The organism is Streptomyces sp. NPDC015032 (assembly GCF_043080425.1).
Classification (GTDB): Bacteria; Actinomycetota; Actinomycetes; order Streptomycetales; family Streptomycetaceae; genus Streptomyces.
In genome coordinates, this window is sequence record NZ_JBIBVN010000005.1 from 19,072 (window position 1) to 43,409 (window position 24,338).

Here is a 24,338-nt window from a genome sequence, read left to right on the forward strand (position 1 = left end):
CACCCGTCGCCCACCACCGCCCCGACAACGATCAGGCTCCGCCTGACAGCCCACCCGTCGCCCACCACCGCCCCGACAACGATCAGGCTCCGCCTGACAGACTGTCTGCATGCGCATTGTGGTTCTGGCCGGCGGTATCGGTGGTGCTCGTTTTCTGCGTGGCCTCAAGCAGGCCGCGCCCGACGCGGACATCACGGTGATCGGCAACACCGGTGACGACATCCATCTGTTCGGGCTGAAGGTCTGCCCCGACCTCGACACCGTGATGTACACCCTCGGCGGTGGCATCGACGAGGAGCAGGGCTGGGGGCGTACGGACGAGAGCTTCCACGTCAAGGAGGAGCTCGCGGCGTACGGCGTCGGGCCGGAGTGGTTCGGGCTCGGCGACCGCGACTTCGCCACGCACATCGTGCGTACCCAGATGCTGGGTGCGGGCTACCCGCTGAGTGCCGTCACCGAGGCGCTCTGTGCGCGCTGGAAGCCGGGGGTCCGGCTGCTGCCGATGTCCGACGACCGGGTCGAGACGCATGTCGCGGTCGACATGGACGGCGAGCGCAAGGCGATCCACTTCCAGGAGTACTGGGTGAAGCTGCGTGCTTCGGTCGAGGCCCGGGCGATCGTGCCGGTCGGCGCCGAGCAGGCCGAGCCGGCGCCGGGGGTGCTGGAGGCCATCGCCGAGGCGGACGTGATCCTCTTCCCGCCGTCCAACCCCGTCGTGTCGGTCGGGACGATTCTCGCCGTGCCCGGGATCCGGGAGGCCATCGCCGAGGCCGGGGTGCCGGTCGTCGGCCTCTCCCCCATCGTCGGTGACGCGCCCGTGCGCGGCATGGCGGACAAGGTGCTCGCCGCGGTGGGGGTCGAGTCGACGGCGTCGGCCGTGGCCCGGCACTACGGCTCCGGGCTGCTCGACGGGTGGCTCGTCGACACGGTGGACGCCGGGGCGGTCGGCGAGGTGGAGGCCGCGGGCATCCGCTGCCGTTCCGTGCCGCTGATGATGACCGATGCCGGCACGACGGCGGAGATGGCCCGGCAGGCGCTGATGCTGGCCGAGGAGGTACGGGCGTGAGCGCCCCGGCGGCCTCCGGTGAGGCACCGTCCTACCGGGTCTGGGCGCTGCCCGGGATGCCCGAGGTGCAGGCCGGGGACGACCTGGCGAAGCTGATCGCCGCGGCCGGACCGGGGCTGGTCGACGGCGACGTCCTGCTGGTCACGTCGAAGATCGTCTCCAAGGCGGAGGGCCGGATCGTCGAGGCCACCGACCGCGAGGCGGCGATCGACGCCGAGACGGTACGGGTGGTGGCGCGGCGCGGCCCGCTGCGGATCGTCGAGAACCGGCAGGGGCTCGTCATGGCGGCGGCCGGGGTCGACGCCTCGAACACCCCCGCCGGGACGGTGCTGTTGCTGCCGCAGGACCCGGACGCCTCGGCGCGCGCGATCCGGGACGGACTGCGGGACACCCTCGGCGTCGAGGTCGGGGTCGTCGTCACCGACACCTTCGGGCGGCCGTGGCGCAACGGGCTGACCGATGTCGCGATCGGGGCGGCCGGGGTCCTGGTGCTGGACGATCTGCGCGGCGGTACGGACGCGTTCGGCAATCCGCTGAGCGCGACCGTGGTCGCCACCGCCGATGAGCTGGCCTCCGCCGGTGATCTGGTCAAGGGCAAGGCCGCGGGGCTGCCGGTCGCGGTGGTGCGGGGGCTCGGCCACGTCGTGGACCCGACGGACGCCGCGGGCGGGGCCCGGGCGATGGTACGGGTCGCGGCCGACGACATGTTCCGGCTCGGTACGTCCGAGGCGGTACGGGAGGCGGTGACCCTGCGGCGTACGGTGCGCGAGTTCACCGACGATCCGGCGGACCCGGAGGCGGTGCGGCGGGCCGTGGCGGCGGCGGTGACGGCGCCTGCGCCGCATCACACGACGCCGTGGCGGTTCGTCCTGCTGGAGTCCGAGGAGTCGCGGACCCGGCTGCTCGACGCGATGCGGGATGCCTGGATCGCGGATCTGCGCCGGGACGGCCGGAGCGAGGAGTCGATCGCGAAGCGGGTACGGCGGGGCGATGTGCTGCGCCGGGCGCCGTATCTGGTGGTGCCGTGTCTGGTGATGGACGGCTCCCATACGTACGGCGACGAGCGGCGGGACACGGCGGAGCGCGAGATGTTCGTGGTCGCCGCGGGGGCCGGCATCCAGAACTTCCTGGTGGCGCTGGCGGGCGAACAACTCGGCTCGGCGTGGGTGTCGTCGACGATGTTCTGCCGCGATGTGGTGCGGAAGGTGCTGGAGCTGCCGGAGTCGTGGGATCCGCTGGGCGCGGTCGCGGTGGGACGTCCGGCAGACGCACCTGTGCCGCGGGCGGGGCGGGATCCGGAGGGGTTCATCACGGTGCGGTGAGGCGGGGGCGCGGGCGGGGGCGTCTCCCCGTCACAGGCGGGCGATGTCGCCCCGGGTCATGCGTGGGGCCCGGCGGGGCGGGACGCGGCCCGAGAGCAGGATGAGTCGGGTCGCCCGGTGGCGCTGGCCCGCGTAGGGGGCGAGCAGGGCCAGCATCTCCTCGTCGTCGGCGTTCCGGTTGTCCGCCAGCGCGTGGCCGACGATGCCGGGCAGGTGGAGATCGCCGACCGTGACCGCGTCGGCCGCGCCGTTCGACCGCTGAAGGGTCTCGGCCGAGGTCCAGGGACCGATGCCGGGGATCAGTTCCAGTCGGGCCATGGCCTGAGGGAGTTCCATGGCCGACGCCTCCTCCAGGCGGCGGGCGGCCCGTACCGCGCGCAGGATCGTGGCCGAGCGCTTGGCGTCGACGCCCGCGCGGTGCCACTCCCAGGACGGGATCAGCGACCAGGTGCGGGCGTCCGGCATGACGTGCAGGCCGAGGGCGGTGAAACCGGCGTCGTGCGCGGGGCCGGGAGCCGGGGTGCCGTGCGTGCGGACCAGGTAGCGCCAGGCGCGGTAGGCCTCGTCCGTGGTGACCTTCTGCTCGAGGACCGACGGGATCAGGGATTCCATGACCAGGCCGGTGCGCAGCAGCCGCAGGCCCGGGCGACTGTGCCGGGTCAGGGCGAGCAGCCGGTGGCGCGGACGGAAGGCGTCGGGGTCGTCCGCCGCGCCGAGCAGCGTCGGCAGCTGGTCCAGCAGCCAGGGCGCGCCCGGTCCCCAGGCCGCCGCCTCGATCCGGCCGCCCCGGGCCGTGACACGGAGGGTGCCGGGGCCAGCGGGGGTGCGGCAGGCCCGCCAGACCGTGCCGTTCCGGGTCATCCGGAAGGTGGGATCGGCGGGGCCTCGGCGCAGCGGGCCGAGAACCAGGCGCAGGTCGAGCGGGCCGGGCGGGGCCCAGTCGCGGGTCAGCGCGTCCGGCACCGGAGCCGCCGCCTGCTGCGGGACGGCCCCGCGAGGGGCGCTGCGGGGTGCGAATCGTCCTGCCACGGTGAGGTCCTCGGTCGTCGGGGGTGCCTGTCGAGGGTAGCGACCTCGCCCACGATGGGCAGTGGGGGAAGGAGCGGCGTCCGGGACGTCCGCATCCAAGGCGGAGGAGGGAATCGGATGGGGCTCCCCCGATCGAACGCGGCTGAGAGCTCGGGGAAGGAGCGTCGGCGACTGACGACAGCGCCGGCGGCGGAGGTCCCGGACACCGCGACGCCGCTGACCATCGTGGGCGAGGTCGTCAGCGCGGTGGTGGGTGCCCGGCTGTGTGTCGGGCCGGCCGTTCGTCCTATTCGTCGGACGAGAAGCGCACCGACGCGTCCGGCAGGACCGCCCCGCACCAGACGCGGATGCCGTCGCGCAGTTCGTTGTCGGCGCCGACCTGTGCCCCGTCCCCGATGACCGCGCCCTCGATCACTGTACGGCTGCCGATCCTGGCACCGGCTCCGACCAGCGAGTCCGTGATCACCGCTCCCGGTTCGACGACCGCGCCGGCCAGCACGGCGGAACCGTCGATCCGGGCTCCCCCGCCGATCAGGGCTCCCTCGCCGATGACCGTACCGCCGCTGAGTTTGGCGTCGGCGGCCACGGAGGCCGTCGGCAGGACGAGCTGGTCGCCGCACCGGCCGGGGACGGCCGGGGACGGGGCGTGGCCCAGGACCAGATCGGCGGAGCCGCGTACGAAGGCCTGCGGGGTGCCGAGGTCCAGCCAGTACGTGGAGTCGACCATGCCGTGGAGATGTGCGCCGGAGGCGAGCAGTCCGGGGAAGGTCTCCCGCTCGACGGAGACCGGCCGGCCGGCCGGGATGGTGTCGATGACCGCCCGGCGGAAGATGTACGCCCCGGCGTTGATCTGGTCGGTGACGATCTGCTCGGGGGTCTCGGGCTTCTCCAGGAAGGCGGTGACCCTGCCGTTGCCGTCCGTCGGGACGAGACCGAAGGCGCGCGGGTCCTCGACCCGGGTGAGATGGAGGGAGACATCCGCTCCGGAGGTGGTGTGCGAGGCGACCAGCGCCCGGATGTCGAGGCCGGTGAGGATGTCGCCGTTGAAGATGAGCACCGGTTCGTCGGGCCCTGCGGCGAGACGGGACGCGACGTTGCGTATCGCTCCGCCGGTGCCGAGCGGTTCGCGTTCGGTGACGTACTCGATGTGGAGGCCGAGCTTAGAACCGTCCCCGAAGTACGGTTCGAAGACCTCCGCCAGGTACGAGGTCGCGAGCACGATGTGCTCGACCCCGGCGGCCCGGGCACGCGCCAGCTGATGGGTGAGGAACGGGACGCCCGCGGCCGGAACCATGGGCTTGGGGGTGTGCACCGTGAGCGGGCGCAGCCGGGTTCCCTTGCCGCCGACCAGGAGGATCGCTTCTCTTGCCTCTGTCACAGCACTGACTCTGCTTCCTGGTGGGGCCTGGCCTGGTTTCGGCTGGCCAGTGTATGCAAACCGGTTCGTCGTCTCCGGTCAGCGGCCCTGCAGGCGGGCCGAGCTGGTCCGCGCCGAGCCGAGCTTCTGGTAAAGACGCGCTCCGGGGCATTCGGTTGCGAAGCCGTCCCGGTGGCCGGAGATGACGTTGAGCCGGGCCTTCGCTCCCTTCTTGTACTTGTTGCCGCCGCCCGAGACGAGCGTGACCTTGCCGCTCGGGTTGGCTCCGAACAGGCCGAGCTTCCAGGCGGTGAGCTTCGCAAGGGCGTTCACCGCGGCGGCCGACGGGTTCGACGTGGTGAAGGTGCCGAGCACGGCGATGCCCATGCTGTTGGAGTTGAAGCCGAGCGTGTGCGCTCCGAGGACGGCCTTCGTCACGCCTCCCGCACGTCCTTCGTAGATGTTTCCGCACTTGTCGACGGCGAAGTTGTAGCCGATGTCGCGCCAGCCGTTGCTCTTGACGTGGTAGCGGTAGATGCCGCGCAGGACCGAGGACGCCTGGGAGCAGGTGTAGTTGTTGCCCGTGGCGCTGTGGTGGATGAACGCGGCCTTGACGCTCTTGGTGTACACGAAGGCCCGCTCCCGGAGCTTCTCGTCGGCACCCCAGCCCTTGCGGGTGATGATGCGCGGGCGGGGCCCGATGTACGGCTGGGCGCCGGGCGCGAGCTTGGCATCCGCCTCGCCGCGTGCCTCGGACTCCTCCTTGCTCAGGGCGGGGAGCACGCTCGCTCCGAGCGGCGTGGTGCGGCCGTCGGTGTCGGTGGTGTCGGTGGTATCGGGGGTGCTCCAGGCGTCCTTGGTGTTCCCGGTGTTCCCGGTGTTCCCCGTGTCCCCGGTGTTCCCCGTGTCCCCGGTGTCCCCGGTGGCCCCGGTGGCCCCTGTGGCCTCGGGGCCCGACGCCGGGAGCTGTTGCGGGTCCTTGCCGGGGTCGACGAGTTCGAGGCGCAGGCCGGTGGGCAACGGTACGGCGGCGGAATCCCGGTCCTGCGGGTCGGAGGTCTCCGGGCGCACGCGGACCGCGACGCCGTCCGATGCGCCGACCCAGAGCGGGGCGGTGGAGCCGCGTACGGCGCCGGATGCGCGCTCGTCGGTCCCGAAGTCGGCGGCGTGCTCGGCGTTGTGCGTCTCCAGGTCCTGCCAGTCCGACCACCGGGTGGTGCCGGCGGTGCGGGTACGGACCTGGACGGTGCCGTGGAGTTCGGTGCCGATGTCGTCCCAGACGACGCCGACCAGGGAGAACGGGTGGACCTCGCGTTCGGGCAGCCCCTGTTCGGCGGGCTCGGCGGTCCGGGAGGGTTCGTCGGTGCCCCGGTCGGACGCGGGCGGCAGGGGCGATATCGGCAGGGACTCCGTCGAGCCCGGCAGGTCGGAGGGCTCGGCCGACCCGGCAGGGGCGGTGCGGGTGCCGGGGGCGGCGCCCGCGGGCACGGCCGACGACAGCACGAGAACCGCCACGCAGGCGACACCGATCGAGGATGCAATGAAGGCACGCATACGAATGATCCTGGGCACAATCGACAACTCCGGCCACCTGGGCATCTCCGCACCCTTGACGGGCCGCCTGCCGAACCGGTGCACCCGGTGCCCGTCCGCCCTACCCGGCCGGGCACCGCCGCGTACTCTTGCGCGGATGAACGCCACCGACCGCACCCCCGCCGACCTGCTGCGTTCCGCTCTCGCCGCGGATCCGGCCCGCCCCTTGGTCACTTTCTACGACGATGCCACCGGAGAACGCGTCGAACTGTCGGTGGCCACCTTCGCCAATTGGGTGGCCAAGACCGCCAATCTCCTCCAGGGCGAACTCGCCGCGGAACCCGGTGACCGGCTCGCCCTTCTGCTGCCCGCGCACTGGCAGTCCGCGGTGTGGCTGCTCGCCTGTTCCTCGGTCGGCGTGATCGCCGATGTGCAGGGCGACCCGGCCGGTGCCGACCTCGTCGTCAGCGGCCCGGACTCGCTGGGGGCGGCGCGCGCCTGCCGCGGCGAGCGGGTCGCCCTGGCACTGCGCCCGCTGGGCGGCAGGTTCCCGCGCACGCCCGAGGGTTTCGCGGACTACGCGGTCGAGGTGCCGAGCCAGGGCGACCGGTTCACCCCGTTCGCACCGGTGGATCCGGACGCTCCCGCGCTGGCGGTGGGCGGGGCCGAGCTGACGGCGGCGCACCTGGTGGCGCGGGCCCGCGAGGATGCGGCCGGTCTCGGCCTGACCGCCGGATCGCGACTGCTGACGGGACGTACGTACGACACCTGGGAGGGGCTGAGCGCGGGGCTGTTCGCACCGCTGGCCGCCGGGGGTTCCGTGGTCCTGTGCCGGCACCTGGGACAGCTGGGCGAAGAAGGACTCGCCCAGCGCATCGAGAGTGAGCGGGTCACCAACACCGCGGTATGACAAGCGCCCTGAGGATCACTCGTCCGGCCCACACCGGGTCGAGTCCTCGGGGCTGTGCGTCAACTCCGGTACATCATCGGCGGTACAGACCACTCGGGACACAACCAAGCGTGAGGTTCAGCCGTCTACTCCTGCGACCGGCGGCCCAGCGCGCCGCCGAACGTGAAGGATGGACGCAGACGTGAGCGAAAGCGCCGGCCCGCCGGACGACTCCGACGACTCGGCTGCGGGCGAGGACAGGTCGCGGACCGGGGACGGCTCCGGCGTCGGTCCGGAGCCCGTCGCCGGGCGCGGGCACCACTGGCTGCGCTGGGCCGCGCTCGGCGTCTCGCTCGTCGTCCTGGTCGCTGCGGGCGGCGGCTGGTGGCTGTACCAGAAGCTCGAAGGCAACATCCGGACCGACACCTCGGCGGCCGCCGAACTCAAGGTGTACGAACGGGAACGGCCCGCCACCGTGGTGCACGACGCGGAGAACATCCTGCTCATCGGCTCCGACAGCCGGGCCGGTGACAACCGCGCGTACGGGCGTGACGACGGCGGCAGTCAGCGTTCGGACACCACGATCCTGCTGCATCTCGCGGCGGACCGGAAGAGCGCCACCGCGGTGTCCCTGCCGCGCGATCTGATGGTGTGGATCCCGGCCTGCCACCGGGCGGACGGTACGGCCACGAAGAAGCAATTCGCCCAGTTCAACTGGGCCTTCGAGTTCGGCGGCACCGCCTGCACGATCCGTACGGTCGAGAAGCTGACCGGCATCCGGATCGACCACCAGATGGTCGTCGACTTCAACGGCTTCAAGGACATGGTCGACGCCGTGCACGGCGTCGAGGTCTGCCTCAAGAAGCCGGTGGACGACCCCGACGCCCATCTGAAGCTCTCCGCCGGGCGCCACGAGCTCAACGGCGAACAGGCACTGGGGTACGTACGCGCCCGCAAGTCCATCGGCAACGGCAGCGACACCGAACGGATGGACCGTCAGCAGCAGTTCCTGGGCGCACTGGTCAACAAGGTGCAGAGCAACGGCGTCCTGCTCAACCCGACCCGTCTCTACCCGGTGCTGGACGCGGCGACCAAGGCGCTGACCACGGACCCGGGTCTGGACAGCCTCAAGGACCTGTACGAGCTGGTGCGCGGCCTGCGCGACGTACCGACCGACCAGGTGCAGTTCCTGACCGTGCCCCGGCAGCCGTACACCGCCGACCCGAACCGGGACGAACTGGTACAGCCCGATGCGAACCGGCTCTTCAAGCGGTTGCGCGACGACGCCCCCGTCGCAGTGGTCCCAGCGGACCGGCTCAAGAACGACCAGGGCGACGGGGATGACAGTGGGAAGAACAACGGGAAAAACAATGCCCCGGCCGATACACCGGGAGCCTCTGGCCCGAGTCCCACACCGACCTATTCGGGCAACAACGCGGCGGCGGACCTGTGCAAGCAGTAAAGCAATTCCCAAGCAGAAGCCGGTGATCGGCGTGTAATGAGCAGAATGACCAGTTGTAAGAACCGTGGAATTTGTCACGCGCGTCGCCCGATTCGGAACCGGGCCGATAGTGTGACGCGATCCGGTGCTGTCGGCCGCCAGGCCGCGCACTTCTGGAGCGAAAGATCGAGCGCCTGACCGGGGGAGGCGCCTCGCGTGGCACCGACGGAGGACTCAAGCAACCGTGGATGCGCAAAGCCGTGGGCGGGCGAATGAATTCGACCCCGCAGACCAGTGGGTCCTCAACCCGCAGACCGGCGATTACGAACTGCGACTGAATAATTCCGGAGGGGATTCGGCCGGTGCTTCCCAGGCACCGGGCCCGCGCATCCCCCGTCGCAGAGAACCGGTCCGCGACGATGACGGCGAACGCGAAAACACGAATCGTGACGACGGCGGCGAGCGCCGGAGCCAGGTCCGTGACGGGCGCGGGTCCGGTCGCCGCGACGAGGTGCCGGGGCAGCGCGGCCGCCGTTCGGCCAACGGCCCGCGCGGCCAGGAGAGTTCCGATGGCGAGACGGCGGGCCGTCGCAGCCGCAAGGCCCCCAAGGCGCGCCGCAAGAAGGCGTTGCTGTGGACCGGCGGCACGATGGCCTTCGTACTGGTCGGGCTGTCGGTGGGCGGATACGCGCTGTACCAGCACTTCAACGGCAACCTGAGCACCGTCGACATCGGCAGCGCCGGCAACAAGAACGTCTTCGACAACAACGCCCCGGTCAACATCCTGATCATCGGGACCGACAAGCGCACCGGCAAGGGCAATGAGGGGTACGGCGACAAGGGCAGTGTGGGCCACGCCGACACCAACATCCTCTTCCACGTCTCCAAGGACCGCACCAACGCGACGGCGCTGAGCATCCCCCGCGACCTGATCACCGACATCCCGGACTGCACCGCCAAGCAGCCGGACGGCTCGGAGAAGGTCATCCCGGGTACGCCGAATGTCCGCTTCAACGAGAGCCTCGGCCAGGAGGGCCGTAACGCCGGCTGCACCATGGAAACGGTCAAAGAGATCACCGGCATGCAGGTCGACCACTTCATGATGGTCGACTTCAACGCGGTGAAGGAGCTGTCCACCGCGGTCGGCGGCGTCGAGGTCTGCCTGGCCAAGCCGGTCAAGGACCCGGACTCGCATCTGGACCTGTCGGCGGGCGAGCACAAGATCCAGGGCGAGGACGCCCTGGCGTTCGTGCGGACCCGGCACAGCTTCGGCAACCATGGCGACCTGGACCGGATCAAGGTCCAGCAGCAGTTCATCGCTTCGATGATCCGGCAGATGCAGTCCGACTCCACCCTGACCAGCCCGACCAAGCTCTACAAGCTGGCGGACGCCGCGACCAATGCGCTCACCGTCGACACCGGCATCGGCACGGGGACGAAGCTGGCATCGCTGGCCCAGGAGCTCAGCAAGGTCAACACCAAGAACATCACCTTCGTCACCGTGCCGGTGCTCGACAACCCGGCAGAGAAGACACCGGTCACCGTCGTACTGAACCCGCCCAAGGCCGACCCGCTGTTCGCCATGATGCGCGAGGACACCTCGCTGACCGAGGTGAAGGCGCAGGAGAAGGCCGCGAAGAGCAAGCAGAACGCGGCCCTCAAGGGCCCCAAGGCCGCCGCGGCCGACGTACGGGTCGATGTGTACAACGGCGGCAAGGTCGGCGGCGGCGCGCAGAAGACCGTCGTCTGGCTGCAGAACAACCAGGGCGTACTCAAGTCCACGAACAAGGCCAACGCCCCGGCGAAGATCGCCAAGACGACGTTGGAGTACGCGCCGAACCAGGCGGACCAGGCCCGCGCCCTGGCCGCCATGATGGGCCTGCCCGGCTCCGCCCTGAAGGAGGGCACCACGGACGCCGAGGGGCTCCAGGCGATGGTGCTGACTCTGGGCGCCGACTTCAAGGGCGCGGGCATTCCCATCACGGGACCGGCGAAGGTGCCGGACGGAATTCAGCAGGCAAACGCCGACAAGGCAGAGTGCGCCAAGTGACACCGGGTCACTGCGCCACACCACGAGTCTGAGCAGCAGGGGGGTCCGGTGGGACGAAGCAGTACACCTGAGGAGGGGACGCGACCACATGTCCGGCATGCCGGTCAACTCGGCTGGGACGACGGTCTCTACGAGGACACGCCGGAGAAGGGTCCGGCCTCCGGCGCCGAGGACGGTCCGTCCCCCGCGGCGGACGGCGGCCATGGGCCGGGCGGGGCGAAGCGGCGCGGCAGGACGGGCAAGCGCCGCGTGCTGCGCTGGACCGCCTCGGTCCTCGCGCTCGTCATAGTCGGCGGCGCCGCCGCCGGATACCTCTATTACGAGCACCTCAACGGAAACCTCAAGAAGGCGGATCTGACGCTCGGCGACAAGAAGATGGCCGACCACAAGGCCAACGCCGCCGGTCAGACCCCGCTGAACATCCTGCTCATAGGCTCCGACGCGCGGGACTCCAAGGAGAACCAGAAGCTCGGCGGGGCCAAGGAAACTTTCGGGGCGCCGCCTCTGGCCGACGTACAGATGCTGCTCCACCTCTCCGCAGACCGCAGCAACATGTCGGTGATCAGCATGCCGCGCGACACCATGCTGAAGTACCCGAAGTGCACCGACCCGGTGACGAAGAAGGTCTACCCCGCGACCACCGACCTGAAGATAACCAACGAGACGCTCATCCGCGGCGGTCCCGGTTGTTCCGTGGCCACCTGGTACGAGCTCACCGGCATCACCATCGACCACTTCATGATGATCGACTTCTCCGGTGTGATCTCGATGGCCGACGCGATCGGTGGTGTCCCGGTCTGTGTCAAGAGCAACGTCTACTCGCACACCAGCGCCGGCAAAGGTTCCGGGCTGAAGCTGGAGAAGGGCACCACGAAGATCAAGGGCAAGCAGGCCCTCCAGTGGCTGCGCACCCGCTACGGCTTCGAGGACGGCACCGACCTCGGCCGCACCCACGCCCAGCACATGTATATGAACTCGATGGTCCGTGAGCTGCGCAAGGGCACCAAGCTCACCGACCCGGGCAAGCTGACGAGTCTCGCCGAGGCGGCGACGGACGCGCTGACGGTCGACAAGGGCGACAAGGGTCTCGGCTCGATCGACAGGCTCTACGACCTCGCGGAGGAGCTCAAGAAGGTACCCACCAAGCGCATCACCATGACGACGATGCCGAACGTCTACGGGACGGGCGCGCTCAAGGAGCGGGTGCTCCCCAAGCCCGGCGAAGCCGACCAGCTCTTCCAGATGGTCCGCGACGACATCCCGCTCGACGGCAAGGCGTCCAAGCGCAAGGCACCGGCCGCCGCCAAGAAGCCCACGGCCTCCCCGGCCGAGATCCCGGTGACCGTCCGCAACGGAACGCGCACCGACACCGAGTACCCGGCCAAGGGCCGCGCCTCGACGGTCAAGGAGCTGCTGGCCGGTAAGGGCTTCACCCAGGCCACGATCGACGCGCAGAGCACCGAGGCCGCGAAGCGCACCGGGATCCTCTTCCCCACCGTGGACATGGAGGGCAACGCCCAGGCGGTCGCCAAGGCGCTCGGCATCCCGCTGTCGGCGGTGAAGAGGTCGGCCGACGTCTCGGGCATCACGCTGACCGTGGGGGCCGACTGGCGCGAGGACGGCGACTACCACGCGCCCTCGGCCAAGGAGAAGACCCCGGACAGCGCACGGGCGCTCAACGGCGACGACGAGTCGGCCTGCATGGACATCCAGCCGGGCTTCGGCTGGTAGGCACTGGGACACGACGCACCGCGGGGGCCCTCCGGCACATCGGAGGGCCCCCGCGGTGTCCGGGGTGCTCAGAGCCTGTCGGGTGTCCTCCGACCGGCGCTCAGACAGTCATGGTCGGGCGGCGGCTGGCGATGACCTTCTTCGCGAGCGAACGCGGGCTGGTCAGGAAGCCGTACCCCCACGACATGTGCATCGTCGCGAGGGCCACCGGGATCTGCGCCCGCGCCTTCAGCGACAGGCCCCGGCCCGCCGGGAGGGACCCGGCGACGATCGCCGCAGCGTACCCGGCGGGGACGACGAACGCCCACGGGGTGACGGCCGCACCGACCACGATGCCCGCCGCGATCGCGCAGACGGCGGTCGGCGGCGCCAGGTAGCGCAGGTTGATCGAGCCGGAGTGGTAGCGGGCGACGACGTGCCGCCAGCGGCCGTAGTCCTTGTACTGCTTGGCGAGCGCCCTGACCGAGGGCCGGGGCCGGTACTGCACCTTCAGCTCGGGCGAGAACCAGATCAGACCGCCCGCCTCACGGATGCGGAAGTTCAGCTCCCAGTCCTGGGCCCGGATGAACTCCACGTTGTAGCCGTCGGCCTTCTCCAGGGCCTCGCGACGGAAGACACCGAGATACACGGTCTCCGCCGGGCCCGCCTGGCCGCCAGTGTGGAAGGCCGCGTTGCCGACGCCGATCTTCGACGTCATGGCTGCGGCCACGGCGTCCTCCCAGGCGTTCTCGCCCTCGGCGTGCATGATGCCGCCGACGTTCTGCGCGCCCGTCTCCTCCAGGAGGCGGACGGCCGTCGCGATGTAGTCGGGGGAGAGCATGCCGTGGCCGTCGACCCGCACGACTATGGGGTGGCGGGATGCCTTGATCGCGGCGTTGAGGGCGGCCGGCGTGCGGCCGGTCGGGTTCGGGACGGTGTGCACCCGGGGGTCCTCGCGCACCAGCTCCGCGGCGATCTCGTCCGTACGGTCGGTGGAGGGGCCCAGTGCGATCACCACCTCCATCTCACCTGCGTACTCCTGCTCCAGGATGTGCCGGACGGAGTTCCTGAGATGACGTTCCTCATTGAGCACCGGCATGATCACGGAGACGGCGGGGTGCTGCGCGGCAGACATGGTGGTCCTCGGGTGGTCCTCGGGGGCGCCGGGGGTTCACACCCCACCAGGCGGCGTTATTCGGCCGCCACGTTACCGCGAATGGGGGACACCGGCGCGCGCCGCCGGGTTGCTTCCCGGGGTGCAGATCATATGGACCTACTGTGCGAACGGTCCCCTTGCACCGCGGAGGTTCCCCCGTGCCCACACCGCACCCCTCCCCCCGTCCACCGCGCTCGCGCGCAATTCCGCCGCAGCGCAGGTCCAGAAGGCAGGACGCGCGGCCGCGCTGGGGCATGCGGCTGGTGACCGGTATCTCCGTGCTGGTGCTCGGGGCCGGCGGAATCGGCCACGCGGTGGTGACCAGCCTGGAGACCGGGATCGACCGGATCGACCCGTTCAAGGACATGAAGAACCGGCCCCCGGGCGGCAACGGCATGAATCTGCTGCTCGTCGGCATCGACGGCCGCGACAGGATCACCCGGGAGGAGAAGGCGAAGTACCGGCTGGGCGGTGCGCCGTGCGACTGCACCGACACGGTCATGCTGGTGCATCTGTCGGCGGACAAGGAGCGCGCGAGCGTCGTCTCGCTGCCGCGTGACAGCTACGCCGAGGTCCCCGAGCACAAGGACCGGACCACGGGCGAGACGCACTCCGCCCACCCGGTGAGGCTGAACGCCGCCTACGCCGAGGGCGGGCCCGGACTCACCGTGCGGACCGTCGAGCACCTGACGGGCGTCAAGATCGACCACTACCTGGAGGTCGACTTCACCAGCTTCATGAAGACGGTGGACACCCTGGGCGGGGTGCAGATCTGCACCGCCCGGCCGTTGAAGGACTCGTACAGCGGTCTCGATCTCGCCGCGGGCACCCACGACCTGGACGGCGGGCAGGCGCTCCAGTACGTACGCTCCCGGCACATCGACGGAGCAGCCGACCTGGGCCGGATGCAGCGCCAGCAGAAGTTCCTCGCCTCGCTGATCAAGCAGGCGACCGGCAGCGGTGTGCTGCTGAACCCGGTGAAGTTCCAGGACGTCGCCTCGACGGTGCTGGGCTCGGTCCGGGCCGACAAGGGGTTCGGTACGGAGCAGATGCTGGAACTCGGCCAGGCGATGCGGGGCTTCTCCCCCGCCTCGTCCGAGTTCGTCTCCGTGCCGCTGGGGAACGTCGCGTACCCGGTCAAGGGCATCGGCTTCACGGTCAAGTGGGACGAGAAGAAGTCGAAGAAGCTCTTCCAGGCGCTGCGCGACGACAAGCCGCTCGCCCCGAAGCGGGCCGGCCGGCCGAAGGCCGTGCAAGTCGCTGTCGCTCCGCAGCAGATCCGGGTCCAGGTCTACAACGGCACCCCGAAGGACGGACTCGGCAAGGCGGTCGACGACGCGCTGCGCGCCACCGGTTTCGACACCACCCGGGCCCCGCTGAACGGGGAGCCGCGCGATCTCCGGCACACACTGATCACCTACGACCCGCGCTGGGACCAGTCCGCGAAGTCCCTGGCGGGCGCGTTGCCCGGGGCCGAGCTGCGAGCGGTGCGGGGACAGGGCTCCATGATGAAGGTGACGGCGGGCACGGACTTCGAACAGGTGCGGCAGGTGCGGGGCGAGGAGACGAACCAGGGCGAGTTCGGCGCGGTCACGGGCGACCAGGTGGCATGCCCGTGACCACCCGCGACCACCGCTGACCGTTCGTGACCGTGGGTGAGTCCGCGCTCAGTCGACGTCGATGCCGTCCGCCACGCGCTTCTCGCGCAGTTCCTTGATCGCGCGGCGCCGGGCGAGGCGGTGGGTGCGGCGGATCTGCGCCTCCTGGTAGCGCCGCCGGTCGCGCCCCGTCTCCGGTATCACCTGCGGCACGGGGCGCGGCCTGCCGTCGGCGTCGACCGCGGCGAACACCAGATACGCGCTGCCGACCTGCTGGGCGGGGGTGGATTCGTTCCACCGCTCGGCCATGACCCGGACGCCGACCTCCATCGAGGAGCGGCCGGTCCAGTTCACCTGGGCGCGGACGTGAACAAGGTCACCCACGCGGACCGGCTCCAGGAAGACCATCTCGTCCATCGAGGCCGTCACCGCGGGTCCGCCGGAGTGCCGGCCCGCCACGGCGCCCGCCGCGTCGTCGACCAGTTTCATGATCACGCCACCGTGCACGGTACCCAGCAGATTGGTGTCGCTGCCGGTCATGATGTGGCTGAGGGTGGTCCGGGAAGCGGCGGTCGGCTTGCCCGGAATGTCGCCCTCCGGGCGCGGGGCCTGATCTGTCATACCGTCCACCTTATGCGGGGGCTTCCGGTCGGCGGCAATGCATCAGCTTCGCAACAGCCCTGATGCGATTTCCCGTACCCCCTGTAAGAGCAGGGCGCCCGGCCTGCACACTGGACCGCATGAACGATTGGCCCGAGGGCTGGACCGACAACAACCGCGGCGGCAATCGCTACGGGCAGGGCAGCAACAGCGACCAGCCCGAGAGCGCCCGTAGGATGCCGCACGTTCAGCGGCGTCCGGCGCCGCCGCGGCAGTACCCCGCACCGCCCCGGCAGCGCCAGGGGGAGTCCCCGCAGTACTCCGGCGGCTACGACGACAGAGCGGGGTACGACAGCGGTTACAACACGGGCCAGGTCTACAGCGGCGGTGGCAACGGCGGTGGCCGGGGCAACGGCTACGGTGGCGGCGGCCGGGGCGACGGCGGTTACGTCCAGGGGCGCCCGGCGCCGAACTGGCGCCGCCGGATAAAAATAGGCGCGCTGTCCCTGGTCGTCGTGGTGCTCGCGGTCTCCATAGGCACGTACTTCTGGGCCGACTCCAAGCTCAAGCGCGAGGTGGACCTCTCCAAGGTCATCGAGCGGCCGAAGGCCGGCGACGGCACCAACTACCTGATCGTCGGCTCCGACAGCCGCGCGGGCATGACGGCCGACGACAAGAAGCGGCTGCACACCGGCTCCGCCGAGGGCAAGCGGACCGACTCGATGATGATCCTGCACGACGGGTCGAACGGCCCGACGCTCGTCTCCCTGCCGCGCGACTCCAACGTCGAGATCCCCTCGTACAAGGGCTCCGACTCCGGCAAGCTCTACCCGGCCCGCGGCCGCTTCACCAAGCTGAACGCCGCCTACGCCGAGGACGGCCCCGAACTCCTCGTCCGTACCGTCGAGTTCAACACCGGGCTGCACATCGACCACTACGTCGAGATCGGCTTCGGCGGCTTCGCCAAGATCGTGGACGCGATCGGCGGGGTGGAGCTGGACATCCCCAAGGCGTTCAAGGACAAGAAGTCCGGCGCCGACTTCCAGGCGGGCAAGCAGACGCTGAACGGTGAGCAGTCCCTCGCCTTCGTGCGGACCCGGTACGCCTTCGCGGGCAGCGACCTGGACCGTACGAAGAACCAGCAGAAGTTCCTCGCGGCGCTGGCGAACCAGACGGCGACACCGTCCACGATCCTCAACCCGTTCAAGCTGTACCCGACGATGGGCGCCGGCCTGGACACCCTGATCGTGGACAAGGACATGTCGCTCTGGTCCCTGGGGCAGATGTTCTTCGCCATGAAGGGCGTCACGGGCGGCGACGGCACATCGATGAACATGCCGATCTCGGGCTCCACCCGTGGCAACCTGGTCTGGGACAAGGCCAAGGTCAAGCAGTTGGTGGACCAGCTCAACAACGACGAGAAGGTCACCGTTTCCGGCAACTGACGGCGGAGCTGAAGCAGGGCCCGGACGGTTCGCCGTCCGGGCCCTGCTCCTTGTGCGGCGGATCCGGGAAGAGGCTGACGGCCCCAGGCGTTCCGGCGTGGCCCTGCTCCTTGCGCGGCGGACCCGGGAAACCCGGCCCGTCCGCGCGGTCACTCTTCCGGCCTGCGCCCCTGGGCCAGCAGGGCCGCGTGCGGCAGCGCCAACCGGCCGTCGTCCGCGAGGAATTCGGTGCATAGCGCGTCGTACTCCCGCTTGGCCGCAGCCACTCCGGCCGGCCCCCGGCTGTTGACCAGCTGCCCGATCGCGGCCACGCCGGCGGCCGGCCCGGCCCACCACTCCTCGGCCCCGACCCGGTGGTCCCAGATCAGCGTCTCGCTCCGTACGTCCCCGAGACCGGCCGACTCCAGCAGCCCGGCGAGCCCTTCCCGGGTACGCGGAAAGTTGTGCCCGGGGTCGACGGTGGCCAGCCACTCGGGCCGGGTCAGCCCCGCCGCCTCGGCGGCCCGCCCGATCAGCGCCTGACCGGGGGCACCCGGCGCCTGCCAGATGGTGACGGCGACCCGGCCGCCGGGACGGGTGAGCCGGGTCAGCTCGGCCAGGGCGTCCAGCGGACGGCCGACGTGGTTGAGCACGAAGTTCGCCACGACGGCGTCGAACCCGCCGTCCTCGTGCAGTTGTGGAAGCGTCCCGCACCGGACATCGGCCCCGGGTGCGGCGCGCCGGGTCAGCTCCACCATCCCGGGATCGGCGTCCACGGCCCGTACGGCCGCACCGCGCGCGACGGCCGCGACCGTCGCGGCCCCGCTGCCGCACCCCACGTCGAGCACCCGCGTTCCGGGCCCGACCCCGGCGGCATCCAGCAGCGCGGGCACGGCATGGGCGCAGAGCCGCGCGAAGGTCCGGGCGTAACTCTCGGCCCGGCCCTCCCAGATACGCCGCTCGCTCACATCGAACGCGGTCATCGCACGCCTCCCCCGGGCCTCTGCGGCTCGCCCTCGTCCAGGTCTTCCACAAACCCGCCAAGACTACGTCCCACTGGACTCACCGTCCGGGGCGGCCCGGCCTGGCGGCTGTTGCTCCCCGCCCGGGCGGAAGCACGGTCGGCCGGGTTCCGGCCCCACCGCTATTCGCTGTAGTCGATGTTGCCCCCCTCGTCCATCCTGGGGTGGATCTGCATGGGCTCCTGGATGTCGATGTCCGAGCGCCGTGGGCCTTCCGGGCCGGCCGGACCGACACGCATCATCCGTTCGATCCGGGCGATCTCGAAGCAACGCCCCTGTACGTCCAGCTCGTTGGGCCGCAGTCGACGCGTGAACGCCTCCGCCGCCCGCGCGTACACAGCGGCCTCCTCCTCGTCGACCTCCCCGGTCAGCGGCAGGACCGTCTTCAGATAGTGGGCCAGGGAGCGCCGCGCGTCCTGGGGGGTGGGGTGCTGACTCGACGCCATCGACCAGGACTTCTCCTTGCGCTCCATCACCCGGAAGACGACCGGCAGCAGCACCAGGCCCGGATGGGTCCGCAACGCCCGTTGCGAATCCTCCAGTACGTCGGGCGGGAAGCGCTCCGAGGTGTACGAGAGCGGCAGCAGGCCCATCCGGTCCAGACCCTCCGTCAGCCCTACCGCCGCCGCGTGGTCGACGACGAAGCCCTTGGTGGTCGAGGGCGTGCGCAGCTGGGTGTCCCAGCCCTCCGAGTCGACGTCCGTGGGCCTGGGCGGCTCCAGGCGCCCCTCGCCGATCCGGGCGAACTCGTCGGCGCGCACGACGCGGTAGCGCGTGTCACCGACGGTCAGTTCATTCAGCGGCTCGGTCTCCAGCCGGGCCACCGCGTCCAGCAGGATGCGCCGCTCGCGGGGGTCGTCCGTGCCGTCCTTGGCCTTGAACCAGAGGTGGGAGTTCAGCTCGTCGCGGGCATCCTGCGGATAGCCGGTGTCCATGTCGGTCAGCAGCCGCCACCGCGGCTGCTCGCCGCGGCGCTGCTCGGCGATGCCGAAGAGCGGCCCCCGGACCACGATCTTCCCGTACGTCCGGGACGCGGCGAGCGCGTCCGCCTCGGTGACCTGGGACACCGGGTCGTCCCGGCGCTGCACGTTGATGACGAGGTGGTCCGGCGATGCCTGGCGGTAATCGGTCATGCACCCAGTGTGCCGAGACTGCGGGCGGAAGGTACGGAGAATGCGGGAACGCGGTTCCCGGCCTTGGAGAACAGCCTCGGAGAACAGCCTTGGAAAACATCGGTTCCGGGCAGCACGGAGTGGCGGGCCGAACCACTCCCTCAGTCGGCGAGGATGCTGATGCCGTCTCCGAGCAGTTTGAGTCCGAGGACGAAGAAGAGGACCGCCATCACGACGACATTGTGCGAGGCAGCCCAGTCCCGCCAGTTGCCGAGGACGCTTTTCGCCCGCTCTCCCATGAACAGGTACACGCCCAGTGGAGCGAGCACCCCCAGGGAGGCGATGGCTACGAAAACGGCAAGTACGCCGATCTGCTGCGGGACGGGGATTCCGGCCGAGCTGATCGAGGCGCCGGCGGCGATGGTCAGGGGGGCGTTCTTGACGTTGGCCGCCGACAGCAGGAGCCCGAGTCCGAGGATCTTGAGCGGGGGGAGGCGGTCGATCGCGGCCATCCACTTCGGCAACTGCTCCTGGGAGGGGTCGGCGGGGCGTCGGCGCCACTGCCGGGCGCCGAACAGGACCAGAAGCAGGCCGAGGGCGAGCTTCAGAGCCCCTACCCAGGCGGCCGGTTGCTTGTGGGCCGAGGCGCCGCCCGAGCCTCCCACGGCAAGCATGATCGCCCCCAGGGCGGCGAGGCCCAGAACCCAGCCAAGGGCGAAGAGAGGGCCGTTCAGGCGACCACGGGGCGTGGCCAGGGCGAGGATGATCGCCACGATGGGCAGCGGGCTGACCGCGACACCGGCAGCCAGGCCCAGCACATCGCCGACAGCGTGTCCCAAGGCGGCCTCCACAAGCGTGGGCGGAACGGACGGACTGCGGCGAGCCGCCGGCTCTGCCCTGCTCGGACGCAGGGCGAGAGCCCGCCCGAAGACGAAGCATGTCCATCGTTACGCGGCGTAGTGCTCCGCGCGCGTTACGCACTCCGAACGGGTTGCGGCCCGAGCGGATACCGGACCGGGAAGAGATTGCTGCGCTCCGAACGCCCCAGCCGTAGGCCGTACCCGACGACGGCTGTTCGCCGGTTTCCTTCGGCGCACGCTCGCTCCCCGCCCGTGCCTACGGTGGTTCCGACCGGTCCCTGGGCGCTGCCCGCGATCGGACGGCGCGGCGCCGGCCACTCGTCAACACTGCACGCCCGTGCAGTGTTGATCGTGTAGCTGTGCGGGACGATCACCGCGCACGGTGTTGCTCATAAATGAACAGATGCGAGAGTTCCGAGAACGGCCCGGAGCCGATCGCGTTTCCCCAGGTCGCCATGTGCAGAAGTCCTCCGTGCCGCCGCCCGGCTCGACATGCTGCGGCACCTGGAAGCCGGAGGCGTCGATGCCCACGCGACCGCAGCGATGCACGCGGTCCGGTTCGCCCCCACCATTCTCTGGCCCGCCATCCCGAACACCCCGCCGCCCGGCTGCCGCCGCGACAGCGAACGCCTGCTCCAGCTCGCCGCCAACTGGAGAGAGGCAGCACTGGAACTCGGCGAGTTCGCCCCACCGCCTCCCGCCCTGCGGCTCGTCAGCGACACGACGTCGCCCTCGTAACGCACAGGTCCGGCGTCGAGATCAATCCCCGCGCCGACGGCTGTACCGATGTTCCCCCCAGGCCGGTTCCGGCGCGCACGCAGCGAGGGGGCTCATCGAGCGCGGGAGGAAGGCACGGAGCCCTGTCAGTGGCGGTACTTATAGTCACCCGCATGACGCAGGAGCCACAGCCCCCGAACCTCGCGCTCGACCTCGACGCACTCAGCGCGGCCGTCGGCGAGCAGCCCGACAGAGAGGCGGCATGGCGTTTCATCCGCGCCTTCGCCCGCGACTGGAGCCAACGTCCGCTCACCGGGACCGACGGCTACGCCCCCGCCGAACTCGACACGGCCCAGGCCCGGCTCGGCCTGCCCCTGCCCACAGCACTGCGCGAGGCCTACCAGCTGCTCGGGCATCGGACCGACCTGACGGACAATCAAGACGTGCTGCTCGCCCCGCAGGACCTCTACCTCGACGAGGACCGCGGCGTGCTGGTCTTCCGTGTCGAGAACCAGTCCTGCGCCTACTGGGGAATACGCGTCTCGGACCTCGACCAGGACGACCCGCCTGTCGTCGCCCGCGCCGACCTCATCCGGCCCACCACCGAGGACTGGACCGCGTGGCTGGGCCGGGTCAGCGTCGCGTTCGTCGAGATCGTCCTTTCCGAGGCCCTGTGCGCCGATGAAGACCTGATGGGTTGGGTGACCCCCGACGACGCCGGTCTGCCCGAGAACATCGCCGGCACCTTCCAGCGCCTGCCGTTCCCGGAATACCCGATCAGCCAGCAGCCGGGCTCACGCTGGTACGCGCACGACGAGATCATCCTCCGTGACGACCGCCAGACCGCGTTGTTCCGTGCCCGCACGGAGGCGGCCCTTGACCGCTTCGACGGGGAGGACGAGGAGGACGAGGAGGACTGACGGGAGTCGTCGCGCACGGGCGTGGCGACACTGCCCGCCGAGCGGGATCGGCGCTCGGCGGCGTAGAAGACACGGTACGCACGCCCGGCCACGCCGAGTGACGCGAACCCACACATCACCCGAATCCAACATTCCGCTCCCACCCGGCAGTTCACCGCATCGCGGAAACCCACGACCCGGTGGACCACGTCGCCGCGTTCCACGACGCATAGAGCTTTGAAGAACCCGCGGAAAACACCCTCCCCACCCAAACCCGACCCCGTCACTCACTCGGGTGACACAGGGCAACTCAGCTGGATTTCATGCGGGTTGGCTGGCATAGGCTCGCCGCGACAACCACAGACATGCGACGGCCCCCGACGAGATTCACCGTCTCAACCGGGGGCCTGACCACCGAGGAAGTTAGGCCCTTCCTGATGGATACCCCGCAGGTTACCGCGCCCCCATGCGCCCCGTCCCCCGTACCCGGAGACACCACACCGCAACACCGTCGTCATCCCGCTCCAGAACTGCGACCGCTGCAACCGCGCCTTCCGCTCCCGCCACCCCGGCCACTGCCGCGACTGCCGCGACTGCCGGTCAGACCTCCACACAGCCGCCTGACGGAAACACCACTCAACCCGAACGGACCTCCATGGTCAGCTCGCCCCACGAGGCAATGCACCGCATCTTCCAGGAATACCCCGGACTCTTCTCCCGCGTCTCCGAGGCACTCGGAATCGACATCCCACCACCCACCTCAGCCACCACCCTGCCCACCGACCTCACCGAAGCCCGCCCCGTCGAACGCCGGGTGGACACCCTCCTGCGCATCGAAACAGAACACGACGGACCCTTCCTCCTCGCCATCGAAGCCCAGAGCAAGAAGGACCCCCGCAAAACCACCAGCTGGCCCTACTACGTCAGCTACCTCCACAACAGATACCAACTGCCCACCCTGTTACTCGTCGTCTGCCAGGACCACACCACCGCCGAATGGGCCGCACGCCCCATCTCCATCGGCATCCGCCAATGGCAGACACTCACCCTGAACCCCCTCGTCGCAGGCCCGCACAACATGCCAGTCATCACCGACGTGACCGAAGCCCGCAAAGACCTCGCACTCGCCACCCTGGCCGCCATCACACACGCCGACAATCCGGACGTCGATGCCATACTGAAAACCCTGTCCGCAGCACTACGGGACACACCGGAAACAATCGCCGACCCCCTCGTCGAACTCACCGCACAAGGCCTGGGAAACCGCCCAGCCGCACAACAGTGGAGGAATCTGGTGGCCGTGGACCTCTCTTTCTACAAGTCCTTCATGTCGGAAGAAATCCGGGACGAAGGCCGAGCAAAGGGCCTGGCAGAGAGCCTTCTCCTGGTTCTCGAAGCGCGCGGAATCTCCGTTACCGACGAAATCCGCGAGAAGATCACCTCCTGCAACGACCTCCGGCTCCTGCGCCAGTGGCTCCACCGCGCCGCCACCGTCGCCACCGCCGAGGGAGTCTTCACAGAGGAGTAGCCCCGCCCCGGGCCTGCGCACCTCCTGTCGGTATCGAGGTCGCGTCAGCGCTGCTGATCACGCTCGGCGTCATCACCTCCCTGCTCGCCCTGATCCCCGTGCGGCGGCAGACCCTCAGCCGCTGGCGGCTGGCGCCGTCACTGATCTTTCTGGCAGCAGGCGCAGCACGCTGGGCGTACATCGTTCACACCTATCCGCAGGGTCCCGGCGACTGAGTGGCGCAGCAGCTCCGTTTCCCGTAGGGCGGTGAACTGCGCGTTCCCGGGCGGGGAGGCTCGAAGGGGGAGAGGAGGGAGGAAACATGGGCTGACGGCGCGCTGTTCTTTCGTGCCGCCCCAGCCCTACATGGTTCGGTATGCCCGGAGAAAGGTCCGCACTCCCTCGACGACGAGTGGCCGGACGCGGGTGTCCTCCGCGGCATTCGCGGAACCGAGCCTGTCCAGCGCGACGCCGAAGGTCAGCGCGATGAACTGGTCGGCCGCGAGTCGGGGGTCGGGGACGTCGAGCAGCCCGGCCGCGGCGAAGGCGGCGAGCCGCTCGGCAAGTGCCTCGTCGGGGGTGTCAGCCATGGGGTTGTAGCCCCGGTGCGACAGGTGGCCGGATTCCGCTCGGACCAGTCGTTGCAGCGTTGCGTACTCCGCCGAGTCGAGCATGTCGGTCGCGATGCGCATCGCGAACGTGACGAGGGCGTCCTCAAGGTCGGCGACCTCGGTGAGGCCGGTGAGGGTGTCGTCGAGGGTGCGCCGGATCGTGGTGATCATTGACTGGCCGATGGCGTCGACGACTGCTCGCAGCAGCGTCTGCTTGTCGCCGAAGTAGTCGTAGACCGTCCGCTTGGACACCTCGGCCCGGGCGGCGACCGCGTCGACGCTGGACCGGTCGAAGCCGTCGGTGAGGAACAGCTCCCGGGCCGCCGAGAGGATGGCGGCCCGCTTCCGCGCGGATCCTTCGCGCAGTGTCTTCGTGGTCGGCGTCTTCGCGGTCGGCGTGTTCGTGGTCGGCGTGTTCGTGGTCGGCATGGGCAC

Annotated in this window: 20 protein-coding genes and 1 pseudogene; 12 read left to right on the forward strand and 9 right to left on the reverse strand. The window is 70.1% G+C overall.

The window, feature by feature from the left end; all coding sequences use genetic code 11:
• Window positions 1-109: 109 nt before the first annotated feature.
• Both cofD and ACF08M_RS10495 read left to right on the forward strand, forming a co-directional pair.
• Window positions 110-1,066, forward strand: a complete 957-nt coding sequence (cofD, locus tag ACF08M_RS10490) for a 2-phospho-L-lactate transferase (RefSeq protein WP_392184836.1) — start codon at window positions 110-112, stop codon at window positions 1,064-1,066.
• Window positions 1,063-2,388: a coenzyme F420-0:L-glutamate ligase gene (locus ACF08M_RS10495; protein WP_392184837.1), complete on the forward strand. Its 1,326-nt coding sequence runs from the start codon at window positions 1,063-1,065 to the stop codon at window positions 2,386-2,388. Before cofD ends, ACF08M_RS10495 begins: the two co-directional genes overlap by 4 nt.
• A 30-nt stretch (window positions 2,389-2,418) precedes the next feature.
• On the opposite strand, the gene ACF08M_RS10500 is transcribed toward ACF08M_RS10495, so the two are convergent.
• The 3 genes from ACF08M_RS10500 to ACF08M_RS10510 all read right to left on the reverse strand — a co-directional run bounded on the left by ACF08M_RS10500 (window position 2,419) and on the right by ACF08M_RS10510 (window position 6,328).
• Window positions 2,419-3,417 carry a DNA-3-methyladenine glycosylase family protein gene (locus ACF08M_RS10500; RefSeq protein WP_392184838.1) on the reverse strand — a complete coding sequence of 333 codons (999 nt, stop codon included), beginning with the start codon at window positions 3,415-3,417 and terminating at the stop codon, window positions 2,419-2,421.
• Window positions 3,418-3,703: 286 nt separating this feature from the next.
• On the reverse strand, window positions 3,704-4,795 hold the full coding sequence (locus ACF08M_RS10505; RefSeq protein ID WP_392184839.1) for a sugar phosphate nucleotidyltransferase: 1,092 nt from the start codon (window positions 4,793-4,795) through the stop codon (window positions 3,704-3,706).
• A 78-nt stretch (window positions 4,796-4,873) separates the two neighbouring features.
• Entirely contained in the window at window positions 4,874-6,328 is a 1,455-nt protein-coding gene (locus tag ACF08M_RS10510; protein WP_392184840.1) for a peptidoglycan recognition protein, read from the reverse strand.
• A gap of 136 nt (window positions 6,329-6,464) precedes the next feature.
• On the opposite strand from ACF08M_RS10510, the gene ACF08M_RS10515 reads away from it, so the two are divergent.
• From ACF08M_RS10515 to ACF08M_RS10530, 4 genes are all read left to right on the forward strand, one after another.
• Window positions 6,465-7,217, forward strand: coding sequence for a TIGR03089 family protein (locus tag ACF08M_RS10515; protein WP_392184841.1), 753 nt, complete (start codon window positions 6,465-6,467; stop codon window positions 7,215-7,217).
• Between the two features lie 169 nt (window positions 7,218-7,386).
• Complete coding sequence (locus ACF08M_RS10520) at window positions 7,387-8,658, forward strand: LCP family protein (protein WP_392184842.1); 1,272 nt, start codon at window positions 7,387-7,389, stop codon at window positions 8,656-8,658.
• A 223-nt stretch (window positions 8,659-8,881) separates the two neighbouring features.
• On the forward strand, window positions 8,882-10,687 hold the full coding sequence (locus ACF08M_RS10525; protein ID WP_392184843.1) for an LCP family protein: 1,806 nt from the start codon (window positions 8,882-8,884) through the stop codon (window positions 10,685-10,687).
• A 48-nt stretch (window positions 10,688-10,735) separates the two neighbouring features.
• Window positions 10,736-12,418 (forward strand): LCP family protein, encoded by a 1,683-nt coding sequence (locus ACF08M_RS10530; RefSeq protein WP_392184844.1) that lies wholly within the window; start codon window positions 10,736-10,738, stop codon window positions 12,416-12,418.
• A 100-nt stretch (window positions 12,419-12,518) separates the two neighbouring features.
• Here ACF08M_RS10530 and ACF08M_RS10535 read toward each other — a convergent pair whose 3' ends face one another.
• Window positions 12,519-13,532 carry a glycosyltransferase family 2 protein gene (locus ACF08M_RS10535; RefSeq protein WP_392184845.1) on the reverse strand — a complete coding sequence of 338 codons (1,014 nt, stop codon included), beginning with the start codon at window positions 13,530-13,532 and terminating at the stop codon, window positions 12,519-12,521.
• Window positions 13,533-13,807: 275 nt separating this feature from the next.
• Between ACF08M_RS10535 and ACF08M_RS10540 the strand changes: the two genes are divergently transcribed.
• Window positions 13,808-15,172, forward strand: a complete 1,365-nt coding sequence (locus ACF08M_RS10540; RefSeq protein ID WP_392184846.1) for an LCP family protein — start codon at window positions 13,808-13,810, stop codon at window positions 15,170-15,172.
• A 48-nt stretch (window positions 15,173-15,220) separates the two neighbouring features.
• On the opposite strand, the gene ACF08M_RS10545 is transcribed toward ACF08M_RS10540, so the two are convergent.
• Window positions 15,221-15,772 (reverse strand): acyl-CoA thioesterase, encoded by a 552-nt coding sequence (locus ACF08M_RS10545; RefSeq protein ID WP_392184847.1) that lies wholly within the window; start codon window positions 15,770-15,772, stop codon window positions 15,221-15,223.
• Window positions 15,773-15,891: 119 nt separating this feature from the next.
• On the opposite strand from ACF08M_RS10545, the gene ACF08M_RS10550 reads away from it, so the two are divergent.
• Window positions 15,892-17,196 carry an LCP family protein gene (locus ACF08M_RS10550; RefSeq protein WP_392184848.1) on the forward strand — a complete coding sequence of 435 codons (1,305 nt, stop codon included), beginning with the start codon at window positions 15,892-15,894 and terminating at the stop codon, window positions 17,194-17,196.
• 149 nt (window positions 17,197-17,345) lie between these two features.
• On the opposite strand, the gene ACF08M_RS10555 is transcribed toward ACF08M_RS10550, so the two are convergent.
• The 3 genes from ACF08M_RS10555 to ACF08M_RS10565 all read right to left on the reverse strand — a co-directional run bounded on the left by ACF08M_RS10555 (window position 17,346) and on the right by ACF08M_RS10565 (window position 20,148).
• Complete coding sequence (locus tag ACF08M_RS10555) at window positions 17,346-18,158, reverse strand: class I SAM-dependent methyltransferase (RefSeq protein ID WP_392184849.1); 813 nt, start codon at window positions 18,156-18,158, stop codon at window positions 17,346-17,348.
• Window positions 18,159-18,319: 161 nt separating this feature from the next.
• Entirely contained in the window at window positions 18,320-19,330 is a 1,011-nt protein-coding gene (locus ACF08M_RS10560) for a DUF5954 family protein (protein ID WP_392184850.1), read from the reverse strand.
• Between the two features lie 140 nt (window positions 19,331-19,470).
• On the reverse strand, window positions 19,471-20,148 hold the full coding sequence (locus ACF08M_RS10565) for a GAP family protein (RefSeq protein ID WP_392184851.1): 678 nt from the start codon (window positions 20,146-20,148) through the stop codon (window positions 19,471-19,473).
• 513 nt (window positions 20,149-20,661) lie between these two features.
• On the opposite strand from ACF08M_RS10565, the gene ACF08M_RS10570 reads away from it, so the two are divergent.
• The 4 genes and pseudogenes from ACF08M_RS10570 (at window position 20,662) to ACF08M_RS10585 (ending at window position 23,313) form a co-directional block, all read left to right on the forward strand.
• Window positions 20,662-20,907 carry a hypothetical protein gene (locus tag ACF08M_RS10570; protein WP_392184852.1) on the forward strand — a complete coding sequence of 82 codons (246 nt, stop codon included), beginning with the start codon at window positions 20,662-20,664 and terminating at the stop codon, window positions 20,905-20,907.
• Between the two features lie 152 nt (window positions 20,908-21,059).
• Window positions 21,060-21,806, forward strand: coding sequence for an SMI1/KNR4 family protein (locus tag ACF08M_RS10575; RefSeq protein ID WP_392184853.1), 747 nt, complete (start codon window positions 21,060-21,062; stop codon window positions 21,804-21,806).
• Between the two features lie 456 nt (window positions 21,807-22,262).
• Window positions 22,263-22,409, forward strand: a pseudogene (locus tag ACF08M_RS10580) (helix-turn-helix domain-containing protein); the annotation flags it as partial.
• Between the two features lie 31 nt (window positions 22,410-22,440).
• Window positions 22,441-23,313: a hypothetical protein gene (locus ACF08M_RS10585; protein WP_392184854.1), complete on the forward strand. Its 873-nt coding sequence runs from the start codon at window positions 22,441-22,443 to the stop codon at window positions 23,311-23,313.
• 341 nt (window positions 23,314-23,654) lie between these two features.
• On the opposite strand, the gene ACF08M_RS10590 is transcribed toward ACF08M_RS10585, so the two are convergent.
• Window positions 23,655-24,332 (reverse strand): TetR/AcrR family transcriptional regulator, encoded by a 678-nt coding sequence (locus ACF08M_RS10590; protein ID WP_392184855.1) that lies wholly within the window; start codon window positions 24,330-24,332, stop codon window positions 23,655-23,657.
• Window positions 24,333-24,338 lie beyond the last annotated feature (6 nt).

Excerpts from the sequence above, each read along its gene's own strand:
- cofD (WP_392184836.1), top strand. The coding sequence starts at position 110 with ATGCGCATTGTGGTTCTGGCCGGCGGTATCGGTGGTGCTCGTTTTCTG.
- ACF08M_RS10510 (WP_392184840.1), bottom strand. The coding sequence starts at position 6,328 with ATGCGTGCCTTCATTGCATCCTCGATCGGTGTCGCCTGCGTGGCGGTT.
- ACF08M_RS10515 (WP_392184841.1), top strand. The coding sequence starts at position 6,465 with ATGAACGCCACCGACCGCACCCCCGCCGACCTGCTGCGTTCCGCTCTC.
- ACF08M_RS10520 (WP_392184842.1), top strand. The coding sequence starts at position 7,387 with ATGGACGCAGACGTGAGCGAAAGCGCCGGCCCGCCGGACGACTCCGAC.
- ACF08M_RS10535 (WP_392184845.1), bottom strand. The coding sequence starts at position 13,532 with ATGTCTGCCGCGCAGCACCCCGCCGTCTCCGTGATCATGCCGGTGCTC.
- ACF08M_RS10540 (WP_392184846.1), top strand. The coding sequence starts at position 13,808 with ATGCGGCTGGTGACCGGTATCTCCGTGCTGGTGCTCGGGGCCGGCGGA.
- ACF08M_RS10545 (WP_392184847.1), bottom strand. The coding sequence starts at position 15,772 with ATGACAGATCAGGCCCCGCGCCCGGAGGGCGACATTCCGGGCAAGCCG.
- ACF08M_RS10550 (WP_392184848.1), top strand. The coding sequence starts at position 15,892 with ATGAACGATTGGCCCGAGGGCTGGACCGACAACAACCGCGGCGGCAAT.
- ACF08M_RS10555 (WP_392184849.1), bottom strand. The coding sequence starts at position 18,158 with ATGACCGCGTTCGATGTGAGCGAGCGGCGTATCTGGGAGGGCCGGGCC.
- ACF08M_RS10560 (WP_392184850.1), bottom strand. The coding sequence starts at position 19,330 with ATGACCGATTACCGCCAGGCATCGCCGGACCACCTCGTCATCAACGTG.
- ACF08M_RS10570 (WP_392184852.1), top strand. The coding sequence starts at position 20,662 with ATGCTGCGGCACCTGGAAGCCGGAGGCGTCGATGCCCACGCGACCGCA.
- ACF08M_RS10575 (WP_392184853.1), top strand. The coding sequence starts at position 21,060 with ATGACGCAGGAGCCACAGCCCCCGAACCTCGCGCTCGACCTCGACGCA.
- ACF08M_RS10585 (WP_392184854.1), top strand. The coding sequence starts at position 22,441 with ATGGTCAGCTCGCCCCACGAGGCAATGCACCGCATCTTCCAGGAATAC.
- ACF08M_RS10590 (WP_392184855.1), bottom strand. The coding sequence starts at position 24,332 with ATGCCGACCACGAACACGCCGACCACGAACACGCCGACCGCGAAGACG.